This is a genomic window from Micromonospora thermarum (genome assembly GCF_012034245.1).
GTDB lineage: Bacteria > Actinomycetota > Actinomycetes > Mycobacteriales > Micromonosporaceae > Micromonospora > Micromonospora thermarum.
On the sequence record NZ_JAATEO010000029.1, the window covers coordinates 46,666 to 73,220 of the forward strand.

The following is a 26,555-nucleotide window of genomic DNA, read 5'->3' on the forward strand; positions in this document are numbered from 1 at the left end:
CGTCAGGTCTCGTCCTCGACGTACCGGGGACGGGCGATGGCCAGGCCCGCGCCGGTCTGCACCGTCAGGGCCGCCAGCAGGAAACCGATCGGCGCGGTCCAGCCACCGGTGGCCTCGTAGAGGACGCCGACCAGCAGCGGCCCGAGCGCCGCGATGACGTAGCCGGTGCTCTGCGCGAAGGCCGACAGCGCCACCGTCCCCTCGGCGGTGCGCGCCCGCAGCCCGATGGTCGTCAGGATCAGCGGGAAGGCCCCCTGGCCGAGTGCCAGCAGGGTCACCCAGAGCAACGCGCCGTCGTGCGGGGACAGCGCCAGCCCCAGGTAGGCGAGCGTCGACGCGGCCGTCAACGACAGCACCAGCGGCCGCAGCGTCCGCATCCGCCCGGCCAGCGCCGGCATGAGCAGCGCGATCGGCACGCCCAGGGCGGTCACGCCGGCCAGCAGCAGGCCCGCGGCCTCCGGCCGGTAACCGGCGTCCCGGAACAGCTGCGCCAGCCAGCCCATGATCGCGTACCCGCTCAGCGACTGCGCGCCGAAGTACACCGCCATCGCCCAGCCCAGCCGGGTCCGGGCCGGCCGGATCCGGAGCCGGGGGGCGGCGTCCGCCGTCGGGGTCGCCCGCCGCGCGGCGGCGCGGGCCCGTAGCGCCAGCGGCACCCACGGGAGTACGGCCACCGCGGCCAGCCCGGCCCAGACGCCGAGCCCGACCCGCCAGGAGCCGAAGGCGTGTGCGATCGGCACCGCGGAGGCGGCGGCCACCGTCGTGCCGGTGGTCAGGGCCATCGTGTACGCCCCGGTGACCAGCCCGGTGCGGTGCGGGAAGTGCTGCTTGACCAGCATCGGCAGCAGGATGTTCGCCACCGCGATCCCGGCCAGCGCGAGCGCGCTGGTGAGCACGAAGACCAGCGCCGAGCCGGTGACCGCGCGCAGCACCTGGCCGGCGGCGAGCGCGGCCATGGCGACCACCAGCACCCGGGCCGGGGCGACGCGGCGGACCAGCCACGGGGTGAGGGCACCCAGCCCGGCGAACGCGATCGTGGGCAGCGTGGTGACGAGGCCGGCCATCGCCCCGGAGAGCCCGAGCCCGGTCCGCACCTCGTCGAGCAGCGCGCCGAGGCTGGTGACGGCGGCCCGCAGGTTGAGCGCGACCAGCAGCATCCCGGCCAGCACAAGGGCGCCCCCGGTCGCCGGGTGCCGCGCGGGAGCCGGCCGGTCGACGCCCCGGTCGACGGCCGACGGGGCGACGGTGGCCGGCGGCACGGCCGTGGCGGTGGGCGGTGGTGGCGGGGTCATACGTTCGAACCTACAATCATGGGATGAATTTCCGGCAGGGGTTGTAACCAGTGCCACCCGTGGCTGATTCCGTCGCCGTGCCGCCGCGCGGCCGGCGCGTGCAGGAGACGATCGCCCAGCTCCGGGAGCGGATCCTCGGCGGTGAGTGGCCGGTGGGCGGCCGCATCCCGACCGAGCCGCAACTGGTGGCGGCCCTCGGCGTGGGGCGCAACACCGTCCGCGAGGCCGTCCGCGCCCTGGTGCACGCGGGGGTGCTGGAGTGCCGGCAGGGCTCGGGGACGTACGTGGTGTCGACCGACGAGCTGGCCCCGGTGGTGGCCCGTCGGCTCACCGACGACCGGATGGCGGAGGTCGTCGAGGTGCGGCGTGCCTTCGAGGTGGAGGCGGCGCGGCTGGCCGCGCTGCGGCGTACCCCGGAGGACCTGGCGGCGCTCGACGGCGCGCTCGCCGCCCGCGAGGCGGCCTGGCACGGCGGCCGGGTCGACGAGTTCGTGGAGGCCGACGCCGCGCTGCACACCGCGGTCGTCGCCGCCGCGCACAACGGCATGCTCGCCGAGCTCTACGCCTCGGTCGGCGCGGCCCTGCGCAGCACCCTGACCCAGTCGATGGGCCACGAGCTGGAGCCGGAGCGCTACGTCGACCACTCCCGGCTGGTGGACGCCATCCGGGCCGGCGATCCGGAGCGGGCGGCGATCGAAGCCGGCGCTTTTCTGGAACGCCCGTCCCGGGCATAGGTTGTGCCGGACGGAAAACCGGACACCTCGGGAGTACGGATGCTCAAGGGCTTCAAAGACTTCATCATGCGCGGGAACGTCGTCGACCTCGCGGTCGGCATCGTCATCGGCGCCGCGTTCACCGGCGTGGTCACCCAGCTCACCAAGTCGTTCCTGGAACCGCTGGTGCGCGTCTTCATCGCGCTGCTCACCGGCAGCGAGGACGGCCTCAGCGGCTCGACGCCCAAGTTCCGGGGCATTCCGTTCGACTGGGTGGCGTTCGTCAACGCGCTGATCACCTTCCTGCTCACCGCGATGGCGCTGTACTTCCTCGTCGTCTACCCGATGAACCGGCTCGCCGAGCGCCGGCGGCGTGGCGAGGAGCCGCCGCCGAAGGCGCCCAGCGAGGAGATCAAGCTGCTCACCGAGATCCGCGACGCTCTGGTCGCGGCCGGCCGGACCACCCCCGCCCAGCAGCGCGGCGCACTCGACGACGTGCTCGGCCGGCGGGAGGAACCGCCCACCAAGCACTGAACGGGCAGACGCACAACGGCCCTCGCGGGAATCCCGCGGGGGCCGCACATTTTCGTACGTCTGTTCGATAGAGTCCCCGCCATGGAGCAGCGGAAGCACTGGTGGAACGGGAAATGGGGCCGCCTGGCCCGGCGGGACGTCTTCCTCCGGGTCGACGCCGACCGGTGGTACGTCGAGCAGCGCGCCGGCGGCTCCGAGGGTGTTTCCAAGTTCTACGAGTACGACAGCCCCGAGGAGGCCGAGGAGACGGTCCGGGCGCTGCTCCACGGCACCGACACCTGGCGCGAGCTGTCGCCCCGCCCGCCGGGCGGCTGGGGCCGCGTTTAGCGCGCAGACCGGCCGGGAACCGCGCCTGTATGAGCCAGCAGCAGGTCCTCTCCCGGGTCACCACCGGCATGCGGGTGGTCGACGCCGCCGGCACCGAGATCGGCACCGTGGACCTGGTCCAGCGCGGTGACCCGAACGCGGTGACCGTGCAGGCGCCGACCGCCGACCCGGGCAGCAGTCTGGACGAGCTGATCGAGTCGACGGCGGTGGAGGAGCCGGACGTCCCGGCCGACCTGGCGGCCCGGCTGCTGCACACGGGCTACCTGAAGGTCTCCACCGACCGGGTCCGCACCGGCGCGGTCTACGTGCTCGCGGACCAGATCGCCACCGTCACCGACGCGGTCCGCCTCGACGTCCCGCTGGCGGATCTGCCGGCCGAGGAGTGAAAGGCGCCAGCAAGTTTCACAATCCACCCACCGGTGCGTAGAGACGAACGGAGGGTGTTCTTGGCAAGCTTGATCCCATGACGCTGATCCTCCGCTCGGCCATCCTCAACGACATCGGCCTGGTCCGGACCAACAACGAGGACTCCGCCCTCGCGGGCGAGCGCCTCGTCGCGGTCGCGGACGGGATGGGCGGCCTGCCGGCGGGCGAGGTGGCGAGCGAGATCGTCATCCGCATCCTGGACGAGCTGACCCCGCCGACCACCCCCGATGAGGCCGCCGACGCGCTGCGCGCCGTGGTCAGCACCGCCAACCAGCGCATCCACGCGGCCATCACCGTCGATCCCGCCCGGGAGGGCATGGGCACGACGCTGACCGCCGCGCTGCTGGCCGGCGACACGCTCGTGCTCGCCCAGGTCGGCGACTCCCGCTGCTACCTGCTGCGGGAGGGGGAGCTGACCCAGCTCACCCGGGACGACACGTTCGTGCAGGCGCTGGTCGACCAGGGTGCGCTCACCCCCGAGCAGGCCCGCCACCACCCCCAGCGGTCGCTGGTGACCCGCGCGGTGCAGGGCTCGGACACCCCGCCGGCGATCGGGGCGCTCACCGTCGTGCCCGGCGACCGGCTGCTGCTGTGCAGCGACGGGCTCTCCGACTACGTCGAGCACGACGCGATCGCCACGGCACTGGCCGGCTACGGCGACCGCCAGCTCTGCGGGGAGCAGCTCGTGAAGCTGGCCCACCAGTCCGGCGCGCCGGACAACGTCACCGTCGTGGTCTCCGACGTCACCGCTGCCTGAGCCCAATGCGGTTGCGGCGGCTGGCCCGCCGGGTTGGGATGGTCGGATGACCGTGCGCCGGCTCTCCGCAGAGGAGCGACTCACCGCGAGCTTCCCCCTCCAGGCGTACGCCTTCGAGGCCTCCCCGCAGAGCGCGGGGCGGGCCGAGGAGTTCCGCGAGTACCTGCCGTACAACCAGGGCAACCGGACGCTGGTCGTCGAGGAGGCGGGCGAGACCCGCGCGGCGGTCTCGGCCATCCCGATGCGGCAGAACCTGCGCGGTCGCGTGCTGCCCATGGCCGGTGTCGCCGGGGTGGTCACCCACCCGCTCGCCCGCCGGCAGGGGCACGTGCGCACCCTGCTGCACCAACTCCTGGACGAGATGCGCGACGAGGGGCACCGGCTGACGGCGCTCTGGCCGTTCCGGCCGTCGTTCTACGAACGCTTCGGCTACGTGGGGCTGCCGATGCCGCGTACGGTCACGCTGCCGGTGGCCGACCTGGCCCCGCTGCTGCGCACCGAACTCCCCGGTGAGGTGGCGTGGGAGCGGATCGGCGCGGGCTATCCGGCCTGGCGTGGCTTCACCGAGCGCTGCCTGCGCGAGCGGCACGGCTTCGCGCTCTTCCCCGACTACCGGGCGGTCGCGCTGCGCGACCGGGACGAGCGGTGGCTGGTGACCGCACGGGTCGGCGGCACCGTGGCCGGGGCGGTCACCTACCGGATCGACGACCACGGGGGCACGCTGGCCGCCGACGACCTGCTCGCCACCGACCCGTACGCCCGGGCGCTGCTGTTGCAGTTCTTCGCCCGGCACGTCGACCAGGTGGCGACGGTCCGGTTCGACGTCCCCGTCACCGAGACACCCGAACTGTGGCTCACCGACCTCGAGGTGCACGTCGAGACCCGGGTGGCCCGGCCGGGCTCCTCCGCGCCGATGGCCCGGCTGCTGGCGGTGGACGCGCTCGCCGGGCTTCCCGCCGGTCCGGGCCGGGTGCGGGTGGAGCTGACCGGGGACCGTTGGCTGACCGGTGCGTACCTGCTCGACGGCACGACCGGCGCGCTGGAGCTCGTCCGCGGCGACGCCGGCAACGCCCCGTCGGCGACGCTGACCGCGGCCGGGCTCTCCGCGCTGGCGTACGGGGTGCTGGACCCGGTGGAGGTGCACCTGCGCGGGCTGGGCGACGTGCCCGCCGAGGCCGGGGCGGAGCTGCGCCGCCTGTTCCCGCGCCGGCATCCGTACCTCTTCGCCGACTTCTGAGCCGGGGGCCGTCAACCGGTGGCCGCCGGAGCTGACGACGTCAGTAGGGATTGCCGTGGCCGGGGACGGGGTGGCGCGGGGCGTTGACGGCACGCGCCATCGGTGGGGTACGGGTGTGGGCGCCGTCCGCCATGCCGGCGAAGAGTTCCTTCAGCGCACTGAGGGCGTCGTGCCTGGGAGTCCAGCCCAGCTCGGTCTCGGCGCGCTCGCTGGACATCAGCGGCGCGTTCAGGGCCAGTTCGACCCAGCCGGCGTCGATGGGTTGCAGGCGGGCGTGCCAGGTGAGCGCGGCGGCGGCACGCAGCACCGGCCCGGCCACCGGCACCGTCCAGCCGTGGAAGTGCCGGGCCACCAGCTCGGGCGTCAGCACCGGATCCGCGGCGACGTTGAACGCGCCGCGCGCGTCACCCAGGACCGCCCGGGCGTACGCGTCCGCCAGATCGTCGGCGTGCACCGCCTGCATCCGTAGCCGCCGGTTCGTCGGCACCAGCGGCAGCCGGCCGAACTTCAGGAGCCGCACCGGCACGAACGGGCCGAGGAAGTACCGGGCGATCTCGGTGGCCGCCGCCCGCTGGAAGGTCAGCCCCGGCCGCAGGCGGACGACCCGCAGCTCGGGGTGCTCCCGCTCCAGCCCGTCCAGCAGCGCCTCGACCTCCGCCTTGTCCCGGCTGTACGACGACCCGGGCACCCCGGTCGCCGGCCAGCGCTCGCTCACCGGGTGGTCCTTCGGTCCGGGCGCGTACGTGCCGACCGACGACGCGTACACGAGGGCGGGCACGCCGGCCCGGGCCACCGCGCCGATCACCGCGCGGCTGCCGCCGACGTTGGTGCGGTGCAGCACCCGCTGGTCGTGGCTGGGCTGGATCTGCCAGGCCAGGTGCACCACCGCCCCGGCACCCGCGAACACCTCGACGAGCTGCTCGGCCGCGCCCGGCGCGCCGATGTCGCAGGAGTGCCACTCCACCTGGTCGTACGGCTCGCCGGCGTCCGGGCCGGGCAGGCGTCGCGCCACCCCGGCCAGGTCCAGTCCGCGTTCCCGGCGCAGCCGGCGCAACAGGGCGGTCCCGGCGTTGCCACTCGCCCCCACCACGACGATCCGCATGTCCGACCCGTACCCGGCCAGCCGCACCCCAACCGTCCCGGCGGTGGCCGGCGGCCGGTCCGTCCCGCGGGCCGTCGAAGGGCCGGCCGGTCGCAAGGCCGGCCGGTCGCGGGACCGGCCGTCGCGGGACCGGCGGCGGTGGGTTCACGGGCGAGGAGCGTGGCGGACCCAGGCGCGCCTCTGGTCCCGCTGTCGGCGCCCGCTGGTGGCGGCCAGGCAGCGGGGGCAGACCCAGCCGACCGGATCCGCCTCGGTGAGCACGTCCGTGCCGGTGTACTCGAACCGCACGTGCGGGAACCGGCGCAGCCGGGTACGGCTGAGCGGCAGCCCGCACACGGTCTGGTTCTGGCCGGGCTGCCAGGCGTGCACCTCACCGGCCGGCTCCCGTACCCCGTCGGGCCCGGTCTCCTCGCTCGACGCCGCGACCGCCGGGGTGCTGGTCATCCTCATGCCGGAACGGTTCCCCGCCGCCGCCCACCCATGCCTGGTCCCGCGCTCTCAAGATCGCGCTCGATCCAGGAAGTAGTGGCATCACGGCGGCGGCGATGCCACTACTTCACTGTTCAAGCGTGATCTTCAATCGGCGAGCACGGCGCCGACCAGGGCGCCGAAGGCGGCCACCGAGGCGGCCGTGCGGACCAGGTTCCACCGCACCCACCGCCCCTCGAACCGCTCCCGCACCGCCGCCAGGTCGCCGATCCGGTCCACCGGCCCGGCGGCGTCGAGCTGGTTGTTGAGCGGCACGTTGATCCGCATCGTGACGCCGAACATCACCAGGTGCGCCAGCAGCGCGGCGACGCTCCAGGCCAGCACCGGGCCGTCGCCGAGGTGCAGCGCGACGGCCAGCGCGGTGAGCACGGGCGCACCGAGGAACGCGGCCAGGAACCAGCCGTTGAGGATCTTCCGGTTGATCGACTGCATCGTGCCCACCAGGGTCCGCGCGTCGGTCGCGGCCAGCCCCGGCATCACCGAGCAGGCGTACGCGAAGAACAGCCCCGCCATCAGGCCGCTGGTGAACGTCGCGCCGGCGAGCGCGGCGAGACGGATCGACATGGGCTTACCCCCGGTCCTGGTGCGGTGGTCGCGGCTCGCGGTAGCACGTTGCCTGGCGCCCTTTGGAGCTGACTCGTTCACGTCATCACCAAGTCAACCGCCCCACGAGCCGTACGCCCATGGCCACCCCGCTCGCCCCCATACGCAAGCGTATCGACGCCGGCGCTCCCCGAGATCTTGAAGCAAACGGCCCCCAGGGGCCGAGATGGCTCCAGGATCTCGCATCGTCGACGTGAGCGGTGTCAGCCGCCTCCCAGCCCGTCTCTGACCGGCGAAACCGGCTCGCGCCCGATGTCCGGCAACCCGAGCCCGCAGGCCGCTAACTCAGTGGCAGAGCTGTGGACTTTGTCCGCAGCCGAATGCGCGCCCAGCGCTGGTTGCATATGAGAGTCAGCGGCTTCGGCACCCGACACCGATGGCTTGGGCCTTCGCAGATTCAGTGGGGTCCGGGAACTCGGTAAGTCGTCCAGGTGAGTACGTGCACCGCTCGCAGCAGTGCCCGGTACAAGCGTGGCGGGACCCACCCGCGCGGAGAGGACTGCCGACGGCGAGGTAATTGGCAACGCCAGAGGAGCGCGATCGTCCTCCTGGTTTCACGGCCCGCGACGGTCAACGTGACGTTACGTTGATCCGAAGAACCTTCATGTAAGCGGTCACTACCCAGCGACTAGTATTGCTTTGTCATGATCTGATGCGGTGTCGGGGTTTTCGTCTGGTGGGGAAGCGGGTTTTGCAGGTGGGGCAGGTGCTGGCGAGGCGGACGAGGAGGTGTTGCAGGTCGCGGAGGACTGCGTGGAGGCTCAGGCCGGCGCTGGGGTTTTAGGGTTGAGGCGTTGCAGGGTGCAGAAGGCGTGGGCGGCGGAGATGAGGGTGACGTGGTGGTGCCAGCCTTGCCAGGTGCGGCCTTCGTAGTGGTCCAGGCCGAGGCCGGTCTTGAGTTCGCGGTAGTCGTGTTCGATGCGCCAGCGCAGTTTTGCCCACCGGATGAGGGTGCGTTTCGGGGTGCTGGCAGGCAGGTTCGACAGCCAGTACTTGGTGGGCTCGTCGCAGTCGTGTGGCCATTCGGCAATCAGCCATGCGTCGGGCAGGTCGTGGCCGCGGTACGCGACGAGCAGCGTCCGCCCGGCGGGTCGCACGCGGGTGAACACGAACCGGGAGCGCATTTTGATCGGTTTGCCGGCTCGGTGGCGGGATCCGTCGCGCCAGGTGATCGGCTGGGCCTGGGCGGGGCCGCCGGCAACGATGAGGTCCTTCACCGCGATAGCGGGGTCCCGGTAGCGCGGTTCGGGATGCTTCCCCACGCCTTGGTAGGGCGGGTGGTGCGCGCCGCCCCGCGCGGATACACGCCGACGCGCGTGGACACCTGCACCACGTAGGACAGGCCACGCTCGGCCAGGCCGTGGCGAAACTCGGCCGCGTCGCCGTATCCGGCATCCGCGACCAGCAGCGGCGGCCGCAGACCCCACCCGGTCATCTCATCGATCATGTCCAACGCCAGGCGCCACTTCTCCCGATGCCCGACCTCGTCGGGGATCCCGGCCCGGCCCCGCCGCCGCAGCGTGTCCGGGCCGGCGTCCGGTGAGGAAGGGTCCCAGGAGGCTGGCAGGAACAGCCGCCAGTCCGCCGGGCAGGAAGCGGTGTCGGTGACCAGGTTGACGCTCACCCCGATCTGACAGTTCGTGACCTTCCCGGCGGTGCCCGTGTACTGCCGCGCCACCCCCGGCGACGACGAGCCGCACTTGAGCCAGCCCGTGTCGTCCACCGCCCACGCCACCGGCCCGATCACCGCATCCATCCGCTGCGCCAACCGCCGCCGCACCGGCGTGACGTCCCACGGACTGTTCGTCACGAAGTGATTCAACGCCTGATCATGCACACCCTCGAGACGGCCAGCCATCGGCTGGATCGACTTGCGCCGCCCGTCCAACATCAGGCCCTGCACATACGACACCGCACGATCCCGCCACCCGACCCGGGTCAACGACCCGAACACATCCCCAGCGAACTCGACGAGGTCACCCCGCAGGCGGGCTACTCCAAAACCGTCCACACAGGATTCAACGAGCAACGGTCACCAACAACCACGACTATTGACCAAAACGTGACAAAGCACTACTAGCGCTCGTGTCCGAAACGCTGCTGTCGGTAGCGCACACGATGGTTGCGACACGCAGATCGGTGCTGGGCCTCATCAACGACCATGACATTGAGAGTCCATTCGTCGTCTTCGCCGAACCCGACGAAGAGGCAGCATCCGGGGCCGAGCCTGTCCACCTGAACCTTGAGCAGGAGGTCATCGCCGCCGAGGCGGCGTGGGGCCGCGTGAAGCAGCTCCTCGAACCGGTCATGCAGGAGGTCGGCACATGGCGCTAAGCAAGGACGAGCTGATCCGGACCATCGAGTTGGCGATCGGCACTCTCGATGAGGTATATCGCAACCCCGCCGATGAGTCGGACCTCTATGAGGCGTCGCTGCTGGCCATCGCAGCGGAGGCAGCAGGTGCAGCCGGGGCGTCCTGCCTCATCACCAATGACGGCGTCACCGTCGCACCCCCGCTGAAGTTCCGCCGTCAGCCGGGCAACCTCAACAGCGGTGACTTCTCGTACATTTTGGCCACCTTCCAAGGAGGCAAAGCTGTCGAGATTCACCTCGGCGTTTACGTAGCCGGAAAGTCGGGGGTGCTGCACGAGTGTGATGTCGCCGTCCTGGCCCAGGAGGAAGCAGAACGCAGCCGCACCGGCGCGGTTCACCCACGCAGCCGGGGTTTGGTCGCCGCCATCGAAGCCAAGCACTACGCTGGCCCGCCGAGGCTGAGGGTAGGACGAGAGTTCCTAGGATTGGCATCGGAGATGGGCGCGGCGAAGTGTGCCCTTGCGTTCCCTGCTCCTGGAACCACGAGCATCACACCGCTGCTGGCCAAGCACCCCAGCGAACTCTACGACGAACTTATTCCCGGCACGCCGCCGGCGGATCGCCTCTGTGCTCACCTCACTCAGAAGATCAAGAACTGGGTTGCGGCTCGATAACGGAAGCCAGGGACGGAAACCCCTGCCACCCCATCGGCCTGAACGGCTGCGGACAAGGCCGACGGAGGGGGCGAGCTGTCCACATTCGCATCAGTACAGGTCACTCGATACCGATATCGCGGCAGCAAGCTCGCCAACCCGTCGGCACCCAACCACGCCTGATGGGAGAGATCGTGGAGAGCCCGATGCAGGGCCCCAGGCGGACTCAACCCGGCGAAGGCCGCTGAGCACCGGCGCAGCCATGGCGTCCCTCCTTCGAAGGGATGCCATGAACGATGGTCGTGTATCAATAATTGTCATTCTGTGAGCCCTGAGCTTCCGAGGGCTCCGTCCCGAACTCCCATCGCAGCACCTTCCCGGTCTCAGTGTCGCGGTCAGCTTCGTCGTCTCGGTCGTCACGCTGGCGTTGATCCGCTTACGCCCGCCGCAGTGAAGGTCCCCCGGCGGTCGCTGCCGGCGCCGCCACCCTGGGGCGTCCGCGCCCGCTGGCGTTGTCGTACCCAGGGTCCATGATCCTTGTCGTCACGGCGGCGCCGGCTGGTTCCGGTGTCGACATGGTCGTGGGCGACGTCGGTGCGCGGCGGGCGGGGAGGAAGGTGGCGGACGTGGACGACGCTGGGTGGGCGCGGCGAAGTGCGGTGCGGGTGGTGCCGCCCGCCCGGCCCCGCAAGCTGGTGAAGGTGCCGTTCGTGGAGCTGGCCGACGGGCGGCTGCAGGGCGTGGTGTCTAGCGGGTCGGACATCGAGCGGGTGTACGTCTCGTCGATCACCTCCGGCACCCACGCCTACCACTGCAGCACCAACAACAATCGGCCCTGCGGCGGTCTGCGCGGCGCTCCATGCAAGCACCTGGAGGCTCTGGCCGACGAGGCGGTGCTGCAGTACGGCCTCGACCGGGTTGCCCGCTACCTGCGGGTCGAGCCCGGCGATGGGGTGGAAACCGGCGCGGAGTTGCTGCGCGGCCTGGACGCGCGGCACGAGCCGAGTCCGGCGGCGGTGGTGTTCAGCCGGTTCTTGCGTCACCTGTCCTACCTGGAGGTGCCGGGCAGCGCCACGCCGCTGCCCGAGCTGCACTGGTTCGCGTCGACGGGGGCGGGTCGCTGATGCTCGGTACGCAGCTCGCCGCCCTCACGGCCGGCCACCCGGCCGGGCTGATCGATGCCCTCGACCTGGTTGCGGGCGTTGACGCCGTCCTGACCCGCGGCCTGGCCCGCGTCGGTGAGGAGGACGCGGCGGCGCTGGCCGGCCTGGCCGGCGCGCTGGCGGCCACCCCGTTGGCCGATCTGGTCGCCGAGGCGATCGACAAGATCGTTGCCGGGTCGGTGACGCCGGAGCATGTCGCTGCGCTCGCCGGCGCACGGTCGGCGCTGTTCGGGGCGGTGCACGATGCCCTGCTCGGGCAGCTCGACGCCGCGCTGGGCCGCAGCCGCGCGCCGTGGGCGCCGGTCCCGCCCGCCCCTCCCGCCGAGGCGTCGCCGGCCGCGGCCGGCGCGCGGGCGTGGTTGCACGAGGTGGCGCTGACCGGGTGGCGCGGCGTCGACCACGAGCTGGTGGCCGGGGCCGGGTCGCCGGTTGAGGCGGCGCTGGCCGTACCCGGGTTGCGCCGCCTCGCCGTGCTGCTCGACGGTCTCGCCGCCGAGCTGCGGGCCTGTGTGCCGGTCGCCGCGATGTCGCAGGTGCCGGAGCGCCGCTGGGCCGACCTGTGGGCCCGTGGTGCGCTGCTCGCCCAGGACGCCGCCGTCGCCGACCCGGCTGGCGCCGGGGAGCGGGTTTCGGGGCGGCTGCTGCCGCTGGGGGTGGACGTGCACGAACACGACACCGCGGTGCAGATCCAGGTGCACGCGCTTCTCGAACCGGTCGACGGCGGGCCGCCCCGGCTGGTCCGTACGGCAGTGGGCGCCGCGAAGGTGGACACCATCGTCGGTCCGGCGCTGTGGCGGCTGCTGCACGCGCATCCCGTCCTGCTGGCGGCGCTGGCGCAGCGGCGCGGTGTGACGGTGGCCGACGTGCCGGTACGCGGCGCGGACCTGCTCTGGCGCGATGACCGGGCGCGGCTCGACGAGCCAGTCGACCCGTTCGCCGCGGCGCGGATCCTGCTGCCCAGTGCCGGCGCGGCGGCACCGCATCCGCTGGACCGGCACCCGGCCGGGATCGCCGAGCCCGTTGTGATCGAGGGGTACGCCGTCAGCGACCAGGAGGGCGGGCTCACCGTGGAGCTGGACGGCCATCGGCTCGCCGTGGCGGTCGACCGGCTGCCCTCCTGTGGTCCGCTCACCCCGGAGCTGGTCGCCGCCTCGTCGGCCTGTCTCGGTCTGCTGCGGTGGGACGACGGCCGGTGGCTGCTGCAGCCGGTGGCGGTGCAGGCCACCGTCAAGCGCCGGACCGTCGCCGTGTACACCGGCGACTGGGCGTGCGGGGTCACCGACGCGAAGGTCGCCAAGGCCGAGGCGAAGGTGGGCGACCCGGTGGCGGTGCTGCGGGAACGGGCGGGACGGTTGCTGCGACGATGACCCATCACAGTCACGACCGCGCCGACGAGAACCGGCGGCAGGTCCTCTACTGGCGGCTGCTGGCCCGGCTCTTCGACCCGGCCGAACAGCCCACCCTGGAATCGGCGAGCCTGGCCGTGGTCGAGGATTTGGGCCTGCCGTCCGCGCTTCTGGACCCGGCGGTCTCGGTGGACACCGTGGTGCAGCGCTTCCCCGCCCTGGCCGAGGACCTGCGTGGCCTGCTGACCGCAGCCGAGGGCGCGCCAGCGGCCGACGGCACCGCCGCACAGCGACCCGGTCCGGCCGAGGTACGCCGCGCCGCGCTGGTGTCGAAGGTGCTGCTCAACGTGTTCGCCAGCGGTACCGGGCCGGTTAGCGCCAGCCAGCTGGCCCGGTGGCAGTCCGACGCCGGCTGGTTCGAGCAGGCGCTCGGCGTCGAGCCGGGCGAACTGCGCCGGCAGGGCGGGACGGGGCTGGGCGGCACGCTCGCCGCCCTGGAGGGCGACCTGGTACGCCGGATGCACCTGCGTGAGGTGCTCGCCGACCCGGCGCTGGCCAGCCGGCTCACGCCGAGCATGTCGCTGATCGAGCAGCTGCTGCGGGACAAGGCGAACCTGTCCGGGGTGGCCCTGGCCAACGCCAAGGCGCTGATCCGCCGGTTCGTCGACGAGGTGGCCGAGGTGCTGCGCACGCAGGTGGAGCAGGCCAGCGTCGGGACCATCGACCGGTCGGTGCCGCCGAAGCGGGTGTTCCGCAACCTCGACCTGGACCGCACCATCTGGCAGAACCTGACCAACTGGAGCCCGGAGGACCAGCGGCTCTACGTCGACCGGCTCTACTACCGGCAGACCGCCCGGCGCACCACACCGGCTCGGCTGATCGTGGTGGTGGACCAGTCCGGTTCGATGGTCGACGCGATGGTCAACTGCACCATCCTGGCGTCGATCTTCGCCGGGCTACCCAAGGTCGACGTGCACCTGGTCGCGTACGACACTCGGGCGCTGGACCTCACGCCGTGGGTGCACGACCCCTTCGAGGTGCTGCTGCGCACCCAGCTGGGCGGGGGCACCGACGGCACGGCGGCGCTGGCCCTGGCCCGGCCGAAGATCACCGAGCCGCGGAACACCGTGCTGGTGTGGATCTCGGACTTCTACGAGGCCCAGTCGCAGGCGGTCTTCGACGGCTTCGAGGCGGTACACCGCTCCGGCGTGCGGTTCATCCCGGTCGGCTCGGTCACCAGCTCCGGCCAGCAGAGCGTCAACCCCTGGTTCCGGCAGCGCTTCAAGGACCTGGGCACGCCGGTGCTCTCCGGCCACATCCGCAAACTCGTCTTCGAGCTCAAGAGCTTCCTCACCTAGGAGTGCAACCGGTCATGTCCGAGATGCTGCGTGCCCCCGCCGAGGTCAAGTACGCCGACGAACTCGACTACCTGGAGTCGGTCGACGCCGACCCGAAGCCGTTCTCCTGGCGGCTCAGCCCGCGCATGGTCCGGCTGTTCATCCTCGGCTCGCAACGGGCCGACGGTCTGCAGCGGGAGATCCCGCAGAAGTGGTTCGGTGACCGCAGCTTCGTGGAACGCAGCATCGTGACCCTGGCATCCGACCGGGGTCTGCTGCTCATCGGCGACCCGGGCACCGGCAAGAGTTGGCTGGCCGAGCTGCTCGCCGCCGCGATCTGCCGCAACTCCACCCTCGTCGTGCAGGGCACCGCGGGCACCACCGAGGACCACATCAAGTACTCGTGGAACGTGTCCATGGTCATCGCCCGCGGGCAGTCCCGCGAGTCGATGATCCCGTCGCCGATCATGACCGCGATGGAGCAGGGCGTCATCGGCCGCTTCGAGGAGCTGACCCGCTCCACCAGCGACGTGCAGGACGCGCTCATCTCCATCCTGTCGGAGAAGTACGTCTCGATCCCCGAGCTGAACCACGACAACATCGTCTTCGCCAAGCCCGGCTTCTCGATCATCGCCACCGCAAACAGCCGCGACCGGGGCGTCAACGACCTGTCGTCCGCGCTGAAGCGGCGGTTCAACTTCGTCCGCATCCCGGTGGTGACCAACAAGCGCAGCGAGGCCGAGATCGTACGGTTCCGCACCGAGGAGCTGCTGCGCCGGCACCGCATCGAGCTGGAGGTGCCGCCCACCCTGCTGGACATCCTGCTGCAGAGCTTCGCCGACCTGCGCACCGCCGCCGCGGCGGCGACCAGCGACGACGAGAAGCTCGAGTCGGCGCTGTCCACCGCAGAGCAGATCGGCGTGCTCGAGGACGCCATCCTGCACAGCCAGTTCTTCGGCGACCGGACGCTGCGCGCCGAGACCCTGGCCGGATCGCTGATGGGGTCGCTGGCCCGGCGCAGCCCGGAGGACCTGGCGATCCTCAACAAGTACCTGCACGGGGTGGTGGAACCCCGGGCGAAGCAGGACGGCGGCGGCTGGGAGGGCTTCCTCGACGGCGGCCGGCAGGCGATCGCCGCCCTGTCATGACCGCCCCCGCCCCGGCAGGCCCGTTCGCTGCCCTGCGCCAGCAGCTCACCGACGCGGCCGTTGCCTTCGCCGAGTCCGCCGACGCGCTCGCCGGCATCCTCGCCGGCATGGTCGACGACGTCGACCGGGCCCTCGCCGTGCCGCTGGAGATCTTCCCGGTGTGCCACCACTCGCCAGCCTCGGCGCTGGCGATGGTGCGCCGGCTGCGCGAGAAGCGGCCCCGGGTGATCTACCTGGAGCTCTGCGAGGACCTGCAGCCGCTGCTGGGCGAGCTGCGCAACTGCCGGCTCCCGGTGGCGGTGCAGGCGTTCGCCTCCGAGCTGGACGGCCACCCGAGCGAGTGGAGCCCGCTCAGCGTCGTCGCGCCGATCACCGAGGCCTCCGCCGAGTACCAGGCCATCGCGTACGCCCTGGACACGCCCGGGGTCGAGCTGGTCCTGGTGGACCGCTCCACCGACCACGTCTTTCAGTGGCTGCCCCGCGACCGGCCCCGGCCGGACGGCCGGGAAGCCGAGACCGGTACGGACGCCGACGACGCCGCTCTGCACGGCAACGCGGTCGCCGTGGAGATCGGCGACCTGCGCCCCGGCTTCGCCGAACTGGAGGCGTACCTGCTGCACCATGGCAAGGTGCGCCACTGGTCGGAGTGGTGGGACCAGTACGTCGAACAGCCGCTCGCCGCCGCCGACCACGACACCTACCGCCAGGTGATGGTGCTCATCGGCAGCCTGTTCCGCCGGCTGCGCCCCGCCATCCCCGAACGCTTCGAGCGCGACGAGGACCGCGAGCGGTACATGTGGACGCGCATGCGCGAACACCTCACCACCTCCGGCGTCGATCCCAGCGACTGCCTCTACGTCTGTGGCGCCTTCCACGCCGCCAGCCACGTCGAGCAGTTCGGCCTCGCCACCGACGCGCCCGCCTACGAGATCAGCCCCCGCACCGGCACCCGATGGCACTACGGGCTCATCCCGTCCAGCCACTCCGCCATCGAGGCCCAGTTCGGCCTCGCCCCCGGCTCGGTCTCCATCGCCGCGGCGACCTGGACGAAGGCGCTGACCCGCTCCGGCCTGACCCCGTACCGGCTCGACGGGCAGCGCGGCACCCGCCCCCGCTCCCGCAGGGCCGCCGGCGGCGGCGTCACACCCACCACCGGCGTCACCGACCGGCTCTCCGGGTTCCTCGCCGCACCACCCGAGCCCGGCGGCCTCGACGAGGCGGAGCTGCGCGGCTGGTGCGTCGACATCGTCCGGCTCGCCCGCCGCAACGGCTACCTTGCCAGCACGGCCGACGCGATCGCCGTCTTCGAGACCGCGATCCTCCTCGCCGGGCTGCGTAACCGGGCCCGCCCCACCCCGTACGACTTCGCCGACGCCGCGGTCACCTGCATCGAGAAGGACGTCGTCCCCGGCCGGCGGGACATCCGCCGGCTCTGCGAGATCCTGCTCGGCGGCGACCGGGTCGGCCAGGTCGGCTACGAAGCACTCCCGCCACTGGCCCGCGACGTCCTCGACCGCCTCCGCCCGCTCGGCCTGGACCTGGAGAAACGCACTGTCCAGCGGGCCCTGCTCGACCTGCACGCCGACCCCCGGCTGGCGCCCTGCTCGGACCTGCTGTGGATGCTGCGGCACCTGCTCCCACCAGACGCGGTCCGTCCGATCATGGGGGAGCGGCGGCTGGGACACCGCTCCGTTCAGGAGAGCTGGGACGTCGCCCTCGGCCGCAACCAGCGGGCCCTGATCGAGCTGGGCTACGAGGGCGTCACCGTGGAGCAGGTGCTGGAGCAGCGGCTACGTCGGGCGGTCCGCGGCCCGCAGGCCACCGCGGCCGGCGCCCTCGCGGCCGTCGAGGACGCCATCCGGCTACTCGACAGCCCTCGCCTGGTCGACGAACTCGGCGCCCGGGCGGTCGAGCTGCTCGCCGCCGAACGCACCGTCGACGGTGCCCCGGAGGTGCTGCGCCGCATCCGGCGGCTGCTGGCCCACTACCGGACCACCGCGGCGGCCCTGCCGGCCTGGTGCGAGGCGTTCGTGACCGCCGGGTACGCGCACTACTGCACCCTGCTGCCGACCGCCTTCGTCGACGAGCAGACCGGCGTCCGGCAAGTCGGCGCGATGCTCGGTTTCCTGTTCAGCATGGAAGGCCTGGCGCTGTCCCTTGGCTGCGACCGCACGCAGCTCGAACTCGCGATCGCACAGTCACACCCGGAGACACCCGCCAAGGTCGCCCTGCACTGGGCGGCCCGGCACCAGTTGGGCCTGCTGCCGCTGGCCGAGCTACGCGCCCGCTGCCACGGTCTGCTGGCCAACCCGCTGGTGGTGCCGGCCTTCCCGCAGTACCTCTCCGGCTTCGTGCAGGCCCTCGACCCGGTGCCCGGGCTGGCGCCGTTCGTGGTGGAGCTGATGTCGACCGCGTTTGCCCAGCTGCCCGACCCGATCCTGCTGCCCTGGTTGCCCACCCTCATCACCACGCTGCGCGAGCACGGCCCGGAGCTGGTTCCACTGCTGGTCCGCGAGGCGGCACGCACCTTCCCCGGCAGCCTGCCCGCGCTGGACGCCTGGGTGCCACCCTGGGCCGCAACCGCACCGACGCCGGCACCGCCGGTCGTGCCGGCGGGGCCGGTCGTCAGCCTGCTGACCGACCATCCCGAGGCCGTCGACGCGGTCGCCACGCTGCTCGGCTGCCCCGGCCAGTGGCGACGGCACGACGAACCCACCCACACCGAGGTGGCGGCGCTCCTCACCCAGCACCCGGACACCGCAGCAGCCGTGATCGACCTCCTGACGGCGGACCCTACGTGAGCGACGGCGAGGCGTCCGGCCAGGCCGACGGACCGGATTTCCCCTCGTCAAGGAAGTCAGGGAAACCTACGGCTCGTCCGAAAAGGAGCTTGTCAGGCTGGCGACGGCCCACGACGGCCCGGTCGCTCCCGCGTCGGTGGCGCTCGGGTGCCGCAGCCTGATCTATCCCGGCGTGTCGCAGTGCCGTCGAGGCTGGACCGTCACGCTTCCGCTGATGGGGCGTCAGCCGGTCAACCAGGCCCGACCGGAGACGGACGTGGCCGGCGCCGGTGACGTTTCGTAGTGTTCAGGCGGTGGTGGCGGCGATGGTCGGTGGGAGGGCGAGCGGTGGCGCGTACCTGGCTGTCCGTACGGGTCGAGTTGGTCTCCGGTCGCGGCGTCGACCTGTGGCCTCGGCCGGGCAGGGTCTTCGCGGCGAGTCGGTCGCATACCTTCGCCCAACTCGCTGACGCGATCGACCTGGCGTTCGCCCGCTGGGACCTGGCCCACATGCACATGTTCACGCTGGCCGACCAAACCCAGGTCACGCCGCGTGAGCTGTGGGACGGCGAGGCACCCGAGGGCAGCGTCGACAGCGACCGGACCAAACTCAGTCGCCTGGGTGGCGGCGAGCAGTTCGCGTACGTGTTCGACTTCGGTGACGACTGGGCCCACCTGTGCACCGTCGCCGAGTCCCGAATCGACCCGCTGGAGACACTCGGCGTGCTGCCCAGCGAGCCGATGCCGTACTTCGGGTGGGGTGACCTGCCCGATCAGTACGGACGGCGTTGGGACGGCGACGACGGCGAGACACCGCCGCCGGAACGGCCGCGACGGCCGCTTACCGAGCTTCCGCCGCTGCTGCCGTGGTGGGGACCCCGCCAACGCGAACAGTAGCGGTCCGAGGTCGTCGGACGGCAATCGTTCTAACGTGTTGACCCGTCTCTGCCTCGGGCGAGGTAACGCCACAGGCTAGTGATCGACGAGATGACCGGCCGGAAGAGGCAAAGGGCAGCCTGTTCGCCGGCCAGGCTCTGATCGTCTGCCCCGGCCCGGGGCGCTCGGCGACAGGTCACCTCTCCTGGACCGGGTGAGGACCGCCAGGCTGCCTGCCCGCGCCGCAGCCGGGCACGGGCGCACGTGGCCGGAGGCAGGGCAGCACAGCCGATGGCGGCACGGGTCCGCTCGAGGTGCACTGGACAACTGCGGGGGCCGGCGGCCACGTGGCGGGAACCCCTCGTTTGGGGGTGTGGGGCGGTGCCACCGCGTACCGACGTGACGGTAGGTCGGGGCTGACCCGTCGTTCCGGGTGCTGGCCAACCCGACGCGCCTATGACCGATCTTGACGCCGTCCGCGGGCGTCACTTCGCTCGTCGCGGTTCACCGCCCGGCCGTAGCGCCACTTCGTCCGGTAGCGCTGCCGCCGTCGGTGCTGCGAGGCATCCGGTTCCCGTCGTGCTCCGTGACGTTGCTGTCCGCGCGGAGGACGGCCGGCGGGGTACGTCGCCACCCGCGCATCGTCTACGTCGCGAGCACGGTCGACGCTGGAGCGCATCCGGCGGCGGCGTTCGACACGGGGACGGGCCGTCGCACCGGTAGAGGTCGATCTGCTCATCATGTCGTCGTGGCCGGCTGGGATCACCAAGTCCACGATCAGGGCTCCGGGTCCGACCGAGCAGCGTGGTGGCGGGGGCGGCAACCGGCCGACCGGCCGCGAGGGCGGGTGGGCGAGGCGACGCGGGCGACGCCGAGCTGCGGGCGGGCGGGGAGTTGTTGCTGATTATCTGGTAGTGGGTGGTCTTCGACGATCGCTCTGGTGCGACGGAAAGTCAACGGCTTGCGCTGGTCACCTTCGCCGCAGGGTCTGGCGAACGTCGTTGTCGTCTTGGCAGCCACGCCTGTTGCTGCCGGTTAGATCCGGCCGGTCCGTGGGACGGCAGGCTGATCATTGGTCACCAGGAGGGGCCTTCTCGATCCTGCCGCGGTGGAACGTCAGCGGCTTCCTGGGGGAGAAGCGGAAGGAGACTCCCTCCTGTGGGAGGGAGTCTGGAAATGTCACCGCCGGTGACGAGGGCCGGTCACCGGCGGTGTGCTGCGCTGACAGCCGCATTCGACGGTTGCCGAGGTTGCGTTGGCCGTGAGCGGTGGTGAAGGCGCGGTGAAGCCGCAGGTGAAGAGGTCACGGAAGCCCCAGAACGAGTCGCCAGATGGCCGCTCGTTGATGATCTCCGGCGCCCTCGCCCTCCGGCTGTAGAGCGCCGCCCTTGGGTAGATGGACATCGACCAGCTCGACGCCGACCTCCCCGGGCCCAGACGACCCGGGTCCGGGCTCGGCCTTGTGGCCGCCGCGTGGCGACTTCCACGCCCTCAAAACGGCGCCTGTCAGCTCTGGCGAGCGCCCCGGGCGTCTAACAACGATCTGACACCGCTCTCCGACAAGGCCGCCGGCGGTCTGACAGCGCAGCTCAGCCGCCACATGCCCGTCGAGTAACTGGGGGACGCTGGCCGCCGGCATTCAGGCGGCCATCACACGCGGTGCCCGGCAGTAGCGCCAGGCCCTCCGCGAAATGCTCTGACATTCGGCGGCGCCCGCCCGTGGAACCGCTGAGACCGGCGCGCGAGGCGGCAGGCCTCCTACCAGGGCTGTCAGGTCAGCCCCTCCACTGTTAGACGTCTGTTAGATCAGGGGGGCGTTCGCCAGAGCTGACAGAGCCCGTTTTGAGGGTGTCAGCGCGCCACGGGCACGACTCGAAGCATCTTGTCGGACATGCTCTGGGTTCTCCTGCCCGGGTGAGGGAGAGACCGGAGGGTCTTTGTCGGCTGGACGGATTGGGCCGCCGGCAGCGTGTGCTGCGGTGACAGCGGCACCCGGGGGTCCGTTCCGGAGTCAAGGTTCACGGGCGACCCAGCAACGGGGCCGACACCGACGCCAACACGGACCCCGGGCATGGGTTACCGAGCGCTCGACCTGGCACACGCCCGCCTGCCGCGGGTTCGGGACCTGGCGCTGCCGTCCGCGACGTGCCAGCCGCAGCGGCCACCGGCCCGGGTGCCGCCGGCACGGGCGGTCAACGGCACCGCGCACCTCTTCCGTGCACCCATCTGTAAACCGTCGTTCGTGTGCTCTGGCGAACGCCTGCCAAACTCACAGCCACTCACAGCACTTCGCCGGACCGAGTGGGCCAACGGCCAGGCGGATCCTCATCGGCGCTCTGAGCAGGGCTGTGAGAACGAGCGGCTCCCCGCCAGGGCGCCGAACGAGAAGCCCGGAAGGACGTGCACCCAGCCGCCCACAGCCGCTCACGGTCACTCACACGCAGCCAGCCTGATCGGGTGGCACCGAGGCCGGCATACCTCGGGAGGCGACAGCGCTGCCCGGGGCATGCGCCGGATCTCGATCATCGACCCCGCCGCGCTCGCCGGAGCATGCTGTTAGCGGCGCGCCCTGCGTCAGGTTCCGTCCTGTTGTGGAACTCTGAGCACTCCCGTCGCGGACACAACCGGAAACGCGCGTCACGCCAATCTCCGATGTCAACGGGGCTCGTCGATGGACCCGGCGTGACCGCACCTACGGGCGCAGGCCATGGCCACGGGGCCGACCTCGGGGCGGCGGGTCACCGGCCGCGTGTCCGGACACGCGCGTGACCGCGACCGCTGTCCATATGTCGTCATCGATTGACGTCGTGTACGCGGAGGTTGCCATGGCGGCCACGCCCCTCGTGGCCGCGACGCGCTCACGAGCTGCCACGGCGCTCGTCAACACGCTCCGATCGGCGTCCGAGACGCTGTCCACGTCATCGGCATACGTCGTTGACAAAGTGTCCGGCAGGGCCGCTGAGCAGGGCTGGGACATTCTCGCGGACACGTGTCACGGGTACCCGGCGACGCGCGGTGGCCACATGGGCGCCCTCGCGCCAGCGCTGGCCGTGTTGGCGCGGCACCGGTCACGGCCACGCGGACAGGCATGTCAGCGACCCGGTGGCCATGTCCGTGTCTCCCTCGCTGCCCACGTGTCCGAGGGTCACGGTGTCCATCGACCGATATGTCATGGGCGGGCTGTCGCGGTCATGGGCCGAACGACATGTCCGTGACGCGGTGACAGTCCGTGGACACGGCGCCGGGCGGCGCGAACCGTGACACCGCACCGCCATGTCATCGACAGATGTCACTGTCGCAGCGGCCGGCGGCTGCGCCAGCGGTCCCGCACCGGGCGCGGGCTCGTACCCCGGCGACGCTGCCCGAACAGGCAGCTCTGTGAGTCGCTGTGAGTCGCTGTGAGTGCGTGTGAGTGGGGCAGGCGTTCGCCAGAGCACACAAGCACGGGTTTAAGGGTGTCAGCGCACTGCCTGCGTGGCGCGGAGCCGACAATCCAGATGAGCCGAGCACCCACCGCACCGCCATGACCCTGCCCGCCCCGCCGACCCGTACCAGTCGGCTCGCCCCTGATCGGTCAGGTTGCCGACGATTCGCCGGCGCCGGGCCACCGTGTGGCGCGCCGCCGACACCCCCGGCCGACCTCCGCGTGCGGCGTCGGCGCCGGATCGGCCTGCCGCCTCACCGTCTCGGCCCACACCCAGCCCGGCGACACCTTCTCTTCTTGACCACCGGAAGGACGCTTCGCGATGACCACCCCTGAACACCACTCCGGCCACGTACCTCCTGCCCGCCCGGTCGGCGACGGCTCAGACGACACCTGGACCGCCGAGCAGATCCGCGCCCTGGGCCCGGTCACCGACCTGACCACCGCGGCCCGGATCTTCGGGCTGTCCCGGTCCGTCGCCTACGACCTGGCCAAGCGCGACCAGTTCCCGGTCCCGGTGTTGCGCTTCGGCAGCCGCTACCGAGTGCCCGTCGCGGCCATCCTCCACGCCCTGCACCTGCCCGCCGGCGACGAACCCGAGCCCTCGACCCCACCGCCGGAGCACGACTTGATCGTGAGCGAAAGGCACGCGTGGATCACCCCGAACCGAATCCGCAGCCACCGGCTGCCGCACACCCCGACCGAAGGGAACACCTGACCATGGCGGAAGGATCCGTCTTCAAACGCTGCTCCTGCCGCAACAGCGACGGCCGCAAACTCGGCAACCGCTGCCCCCAACTCCGACGGGCGGGCGGGGCGTGGAGCCCCACCCACGGCCGGTGGGCCTACCAACTCGAACTGCCCACCCACCCCGGCCAGCCGCGCCGGCAACTGCGCCGCAGTACCTTCGACTCCCGCGACGCCGCCACCACCGACCGAGACCACGCCAAAGCGCTGCTCGCCCTCGCCGGCGACGACGCGGCGGTCGCCGCCGAGATCGCCGACATGCTCCTCGCCACCCCGTCCGGCGCCCCACTACCGGACCGCGACACCATCGCCCGCCGGGTCCGGGCCGGGCTGCCCGCCACCGCCGCGACGACCGTCGGCGAGTACCTCCACCAGTGGCTGGCGTCCCGGCGCGGCATCGAACCCAGCACCGCCCTCGCGTACGCGTCACACATCCGCATCCACCTGGTCCCGCACCTCGGCGCCATTCCCCTGGTGAAACTGCGGGTGGAGCACATCGAGGCGGTGTTCACCGCCATCGCCGACCGCAACACGGCCATCGAGATCGCCCGGCAAAGCGACGACCCGCCATCCGCGCCAACGTCCGCGGCGTACGGCCCACGGGGCGTCCACGATGCACCGCATCCGCGCCACCCTGCGCAAGGCACTCAACGACGCCATCCGCAGAAGCAACAACCGGCTCATCGACTTCAACCCCGCCGCCCACGTCGAACTGCCCTCCGGCGCCCGCCCCAAAGCCAGAGTGTGGACCGCCAAGGCTGTACAGAAATGGCGCGACACCGGCGAGCGGCCCAGCCCCGTCATGGTGCGGACCCCACAGCAGGCCGGGGAGTTCCTCGACTACGCCGAGGACCACGACATCGCCCTCTACCCGCTGTTCGTGCTCATCCTCCACCGCGGGCTACGCCGCGGGGAGGCCGTCGGACTCACCGACACCGCCGTCGACCTCGACAACGCCCTGATCAGCGTCACCCAACAGATGGCCACCCACGGCTACACACCCGTGATCAAGAAGGTCAAATCCGAGTCCGGCAACCGGGTCGTGTCCCTGGACAGCTTCACCCAAGCGGCGCTGCGCGCCCACCACACCCGCCGTAACCGATGGAAACTGGCCTGCGGCAACGCGTGGCCCGACACCGGGTTCTTCTTCGTCCAACCCGACGGGCAGCCCTGGCACCCCCAGACCGTCACCGACCGGTTCGAAGCCCTCGTCCGCGACTCCGGACTACCCCCGATCCGGCTGCACGACCTACGACACTGCGCCGCCACCTACCTCAAGACAGCCGGCGCCGACCTCAAAGACATCCAGGAACTGCTCGGCCACTCCTCCATCACCATGACCGACACCTACACCTCGGTCATCGCCGAACTCGACGTCGAACGCGCCAAAGCCGAAGCCGCCGCCAAACTCGTCCCCCGCCGACGCCGACGCGCGGCGTAAACGCCATGGGAGGCACCACCCGCCTTGGCGATGTGCGCGACGCCGGATGGGCTCGACACGCCGGAACCGCCCCTCGTCGCCCTGCCCAACGCGGCCAACACGGACGCCGCAGATGGCCGCCGGGGGCAGACGCAGCCCACGCCGTCGCTGCGAAACACGGTGACACGCGTGGCCCCCACGGCACCGGACTGCGCCCGACCAGCGGCGACGCGCCACGTCGCCTGGCGTCATTCCCGAGCTGGGTGCTCGGCGGGTGCTCGCAGACCAAAACCCAAAATCCGACAAATGCTCGCAGCAGGAGCAGGGGAAGACAGTGATGCCGGACTATTTTCCCAGTTCAAACGTGGGCCGCCTGGGACTCGAACCCAGAACCTAAGGATTAAAAGTCCTCAGCTCTGCCTATTGAGCTAACGGCCCGTTGTGCCACAGGCTACCCGAACGCCGGCTCGGGGTTGACGTCCGTCCGAGCGCCCGGCGGCGAGGCCTTGGCCCCGCCGTAGCGGCTTGCCGGCCGCTGCTGATCTGGGTACGGAGGTCCCCGGTCCCGCCCTCGCCGTCGTGGATCTGCGCATGGTGGTGTGCTGTGCCCTGTGCGCCGTCACCTGTGCTTGGTGCTGGGCGTGCGGTGTGTGCTGGGGAATCGAACCCCTGCGCCTGCCCTCGGCGCGCCAGGAGTGAGCCGGATTTCGCCCGCCGGCTCTCGGGTTCGCGCACGCCTCCACGTCGGCTACCTGCTCCGCACCCATGTTTCTCAGTCCAGCAGGTCGACCTCCCAGTTCGTACGCTGGATAAGGGTGTCGACCTCACGAAGCTGTCGGGCAAGGTCGTCGGCCTGCCCGCGCAGCTCGGCCACCGGCAGCGCCGGGATCATCTTCAACTCGGACCGCAGCTGCCGGAAGCCGCGCTGGCCCTCTCCCGCTGCGGCGTCGGCGGCGGAGGTGACCAGACCGTGCCGCAGACGCAGAACATCACGTCGGGCGAGCGCGTCGGTGAGCGTGCCACCCTCGACCGGGGTGGCGGCGTTGGTGCGGTTGATCCGCCGGATCAGGGACTCCAGTTCACCGAGTACGTCGCCAGCCTCGGTGAGCAGAGCCGCCGGGTCCTCGGCAGGCGTCTCACCTTCCTGGTAGCGAGCGCTGGCCGCGATGCGGGCACGGAGTTGTTCGGCGCGGCGCGCCGCATCCGCGCGCAGCGCAAGAGCCTCAGCGAGCTTCATGCGGACCAGTATGGCGACCGAAGATCCTCGTCGCCCTCGCATTTTTGTTCGCCGGGCCGCCTCAACGCCACCACGGCGGCACGCCGACGGCACGAGAGGGCGTCAGGTCCGGCAGCCGATTTGAGGGGTCAACCGGCCTGGATCCGCCTCAGGCAGAACGTCGGACCCCGCCGATAGCGTCCGGCGCAAGGGCGTAGGGGCTGCGGTCGGTTGATGCCGGGAGGTTACGTGGGGACGTGGGGCGCAGGGGCCTTTGACAACGACGAGGCCGCGGACTGGTGCGGTGACCTCGACCATGCCGCGCCGGAGAAGCGGCCAGCGCTGGTGGAGGCGGCACTCACGGCGGTGCTGAACGAACCTGGCTACCTCGACAGCAACCTGGCCGTCGAGGCGATCGCCGCGGCCGCGATCGCCGCCCCTCGGCCCGGCGGCCGGTCGATCGACTCCCCGTACGCGCCGGACTTCCTCCTTGAGGGCGGACGACTCAGCCTCGATCACCACCTCGACGACCTCGCCCTGCGTGCGCTCACCCGAATCGTCGGCGACCACTCCGAGTGGCGCGAACTATGGGAGGACAGCGACCACTACGACGAGGCGCTCCAGGAGATCGCGCACCTCCAGTCAGTACTAA

21 protein-coding genes, 1 tRNA gene and 2 pseudogenes are annotated in these 26,555 nt (G+C 71.5%); 17 read left to right on the forward strand and 7 right to left on the reverse strand.

The window, feature by feature from the left end; translation table 11 throughout:
* Positions 1-2: 2 nt before the first annotated feature.
* Positions 3-1,157: an MFS transporter gene (locus HCJ94_RS23275; RefSeq protein WP_240944451.1), complete on the reverse strand. Its 1,155-nt coding sequence runs from the start codon at positions 1,155-1,157 to the stop codon at positions 3-5.
* A 185-nt stretch (positions 1,158-1,342) separates the two neighbouring features.
* On the opposite strand from HCJ94_RS23275, the gene HCJ94_RS23280 reads away from it, so the two are divergent.
* The 6 genes from HCJ94_RS23280 to HCJ94_RS23305 all read left to right on the forward strand — a co-directional run bounded on the left by HCJ94_RS23280 (position 1,343) and on the right by HCJ94_RS23305 (position 5,286).
* Positions 1,343-2,026, forward strand: a complete 684-nt coding sequence (locus HCJ94_RS23280) for a FadR/GntR family transcriptional regulator (RefSeq protein ID WP_168003174.1) — start codon at positions 1,343-1,345, stop codon at positions 2,024-2,026.
* A gap of 39 nt (positions 2,027-2,065) precedes the next feature.
* Complete coding sequence (gene mscL, locus HCJ94_RS23285) at positions 2,066-2,539, forward strand: large conductance mechanosensitive channel protein MscL (RefSeq protein ID WP_168003175.1); 474 nt, start codon at positions 2,066-2,068, stop codon at positions 2,537-2,539.
* An 81-nt stretch (positions 2,540-2,620) separates the two neighbouring features.
* Positions 2,621-2,866 carry a hypothetical protein gene (locus HCJ94_RS23290; RefSeq protein ID WP_168003176.1) on the forward strand — a complete coding sequence of 82 codons (246 nt, stop codon included), beginning with the start codon at positions 2,621-2,623 and terminating at the stop codon, positions 2,864-2,866.
* Positions 2,867-2,895: 29 nt separating this feature from the next.
* The gene (locus HCJ94_RS23295; protein ID WP_168003177.1) at positions 2,896-3,252 is read left to right on the forward strand and encodes a hypothetical protein; all 357 of its coding nucleotides are present in this window, start codon (positions 2,896-2,898) and stop codon (positions 3,250-3,252) included.
* Positions 3,253-3,329: 77 nt separating this feature from the next.
* The gene (locus HCJ94_RS23300; protein ID WP_168003178.1) at positions 3,330-4,049 is read left to right on the forward strand and encodes a PP2C family protein-serine/threonine phosphatase; all 720 of its coding nucleotides are present in this window, start codon (positions 3,330-3,332) and stop codon (positions 4,047-4,049) included.
* Positions 4,050-4,095: 46 nt separating this feature from the next.
* On the forward strand, positions 4,096-5,286 hold the full coding sequence (locus tag HCJ94_RS23305) for a GNAT family N-acetyltransferase (RefSeq protein WP_168003179.1): 1,191 nt from the start codon (positions 4,096-4,098) through the stop codon (positions 5,284-5,286).
* 40 nt (positions 5,287-5,326) lie between these two features.
* On the opposite strand, the gene HCJ94_RS23310 is transcribed toward HCJ94_RS23305, so the two are convergent.
* The 4 genes and pseudogenes from HCJ94_RS23310 to HCJ94_RS31550 all read right to left on the reverse strand — a co-directional run bounded on the left by HCJ94_RS23310 (position 5,327) and on the right by HCJ94_RS31550 (position 9,491).
* On the reverse strand, positions 5,327-6,388 hold the full coding sequence (locus HCJ94_RS23310) for an NAD-dependent epimerase/dehydratase family protein (RefSeq protein WP_168003180.1): 1,062 nt from the start codon (positions 6,386-6,388) through the stop codon (positions 5,327-5,329).
* Positions 6,389-6,532: 144 nt separating this feature from the next.
* Positions 6,533-6,838, reverse strand: a complete 306-nt coding sequence (locus HCJ94_RS23315; protein ID WP_168003181.1) for a hypothetical protein — start codon at positions 6,836-6,838, stop codon at positions 6,533-6,535.
* A 126-nt stretch (positions 6,839-6,964) separates the two neighbouring features.
* On the reverse strand, positions 6,965-7,441 hold the full coding sequence (locus tag HCJ94_RS23320) for an anthrone oxygenase family protein (protein ID WP_168003182.1): 477 nt from the start codon (positions 7,439-7,441) through the stop codon (positions 6,965-6,967).
* A gap of 800 nt (positions 7,442-8,241) precedes the next feature.
* Positions 8,242-9,491 (reverse strand): annotated as a pseudogene (locus HCJ94_RS31550) (IS701 family transposase).
* A gap of 74 nt (positions 9,492-9,565) precedes the next feature.
* On the opposite strand from HCJ94_RS31550, the gene HCJ94_RS23330 reads away from it, so the two are divergent.
* The 10 genes and pseudogenes from HCJ94_RS23330 to HCJ94_RS31680 all read left to right on the forward strand — a co-directional run bounded on the left by HCJ94_RS23330 (position 9,566) and on the right by HCJ94_RS31680 (position 24,708).
* Positions 9,566-9,814, forward strand: coding sequence for a hypothetical protein (locus HCJ94_RS23330; protein WP_168003183.1), 249 nt, complete (start codon positions 9,566-9,568; stop codon positions 9,812-9,814).
* Complete coding sequence (locus tag HCJ94_RS23335) at positions 9,805-10,467, forward strand: hypothetical protein (protein ID WP_168003184.1); 663 nt, start codon at positions 9,805-9,807, stop codon at positions 10,465-10,467. Before HCJ94_RS23330 ends, HCJ94_RS23335 begins: the two co-directional genes overlap by 10 nt.
* 554 nt (positions 10,468-11,021) lie before the next feature.
* Entirely contained in the window at positions 11,022-11,570 is a 549-nt protein-coding gene (locus tag HCJ94_RS23340; protein WP_240944452.1) for a hypothetical protein, read from the forward strand.
* A complete protein-coding gene (locus HCJ94_RS23345; RefSeq protein WP_168003185.1) occupies positions 11,570-12,976 on the forward strand; it encodes a hypothetical protein in 1,407 nt (468 codons plus the stop codon). The genes HCJ94_RS23340 and HCJ94_RS23345 overlap by 1 nt, the downstream gene beginning before the upstream one ends.
* A complete protein-coding gene (locus HCJ94_RS23350; RefSeq protein WP_168003186.1) occupies positions 12,973-14,313 on the forward strand; it encodes a VWA domain-containing protein in 1,341 nt (446 codons plus the stop codon). Before HCJ94_RS23345 ends, HCJ94_RS23350 begins: the two co-directional genes overlap by 4 nt.
* A 14-nt stretch (positions 14,314-14,327) precedes the next feature.
* Positions 14,328-15,440, forward strand: coding sequence for an ATP-binding protein (locus tag HCJ94_RS23355; RefSeq protein ID WP_168003187.1), 1,113 nt, complete (start codon positions 14,328-14,330; stop codon positions 15,438-15,440).
* Positions 15,437-18,241, forward strand: a complete 2,805-nt coding sequence (locus HCJ94_RS23360) for a DUF5682 family protein (protein ID WP_168003188.1) — start codon at positions 15,437-15,439, stop codon at positions 18,239-18,241. Before HCJ94_RS23355 ends, HCJ94_RS23360 begins: the two co-directional genes overlap by 4 nt.
* Before the next feature lie 327 nt (positions 18,242-18,568).
* Positions 18,569-19,117 (forward strand): IS1096 element passenger TnpR family protein, encoded by a 549-nt coding sequence (locus HCJ94_RS23365; protein WP_168003189.1) that lies wholly within the window; start codon positions 18,569-18,571, stop codon positions 19,115-19,117.
* A 3,725-nt stretch (positions 19,118-22,842) separates the two neighbouring features.
* Positions 22,843-23,238: a helix-turn-helix transcriptional regulator gene (locus HCJ94_RS30455; protein ID WP_240944445.1), complete on the forward strand. Its 396-nt coding sequence runs from the start codon at positions 22,843-22,845 to the stop codon at positions 23,236-23,238.
* 2 nt (positions 23,239-23,240) lie between these two features.
* A pseudogene (locus HCJ94_RS31680) lies at positions 23,241-24,708 on the forward strand (tyrosine-type recombinase/integrase).
* Between the two features lie 344 nt (positions 24,709-25,052).
* Here HCJ94_RS31680 and HCJ94_RS23380 read toward each other — a convergent pair.
* Positions 25,053-25,125 (reverse strand) — tRNA-Lys (locus HCJ94_RS23380).
* Positions 25,126-25,459: 334 nt separating this feature from the next.
* Positions 25,460-25,924, reverse strand: coding sequence for a DIP1984 family protein (locus HCJ94_RS23385; RefSeq protein WP_168003190.1), 465 nt, complete (start codon positions 25,922-25,924; stop codon positions 25,460-25,462).
* A 213-nt stretch (positions 25,925-26,137) separates the two neighbouring features.
* Between HCJ94_RS23385 and HCJ94_RS23390 the strand changes: the two genes are divergently transcribed.
* Positions 26,138-26,555: DUF4259 domain-containing protein (locus HCJ94_RS23390; protein WP_205801776.1), on the forward strand; the 418-nt coding region annotated here is incomplete at its 3' end.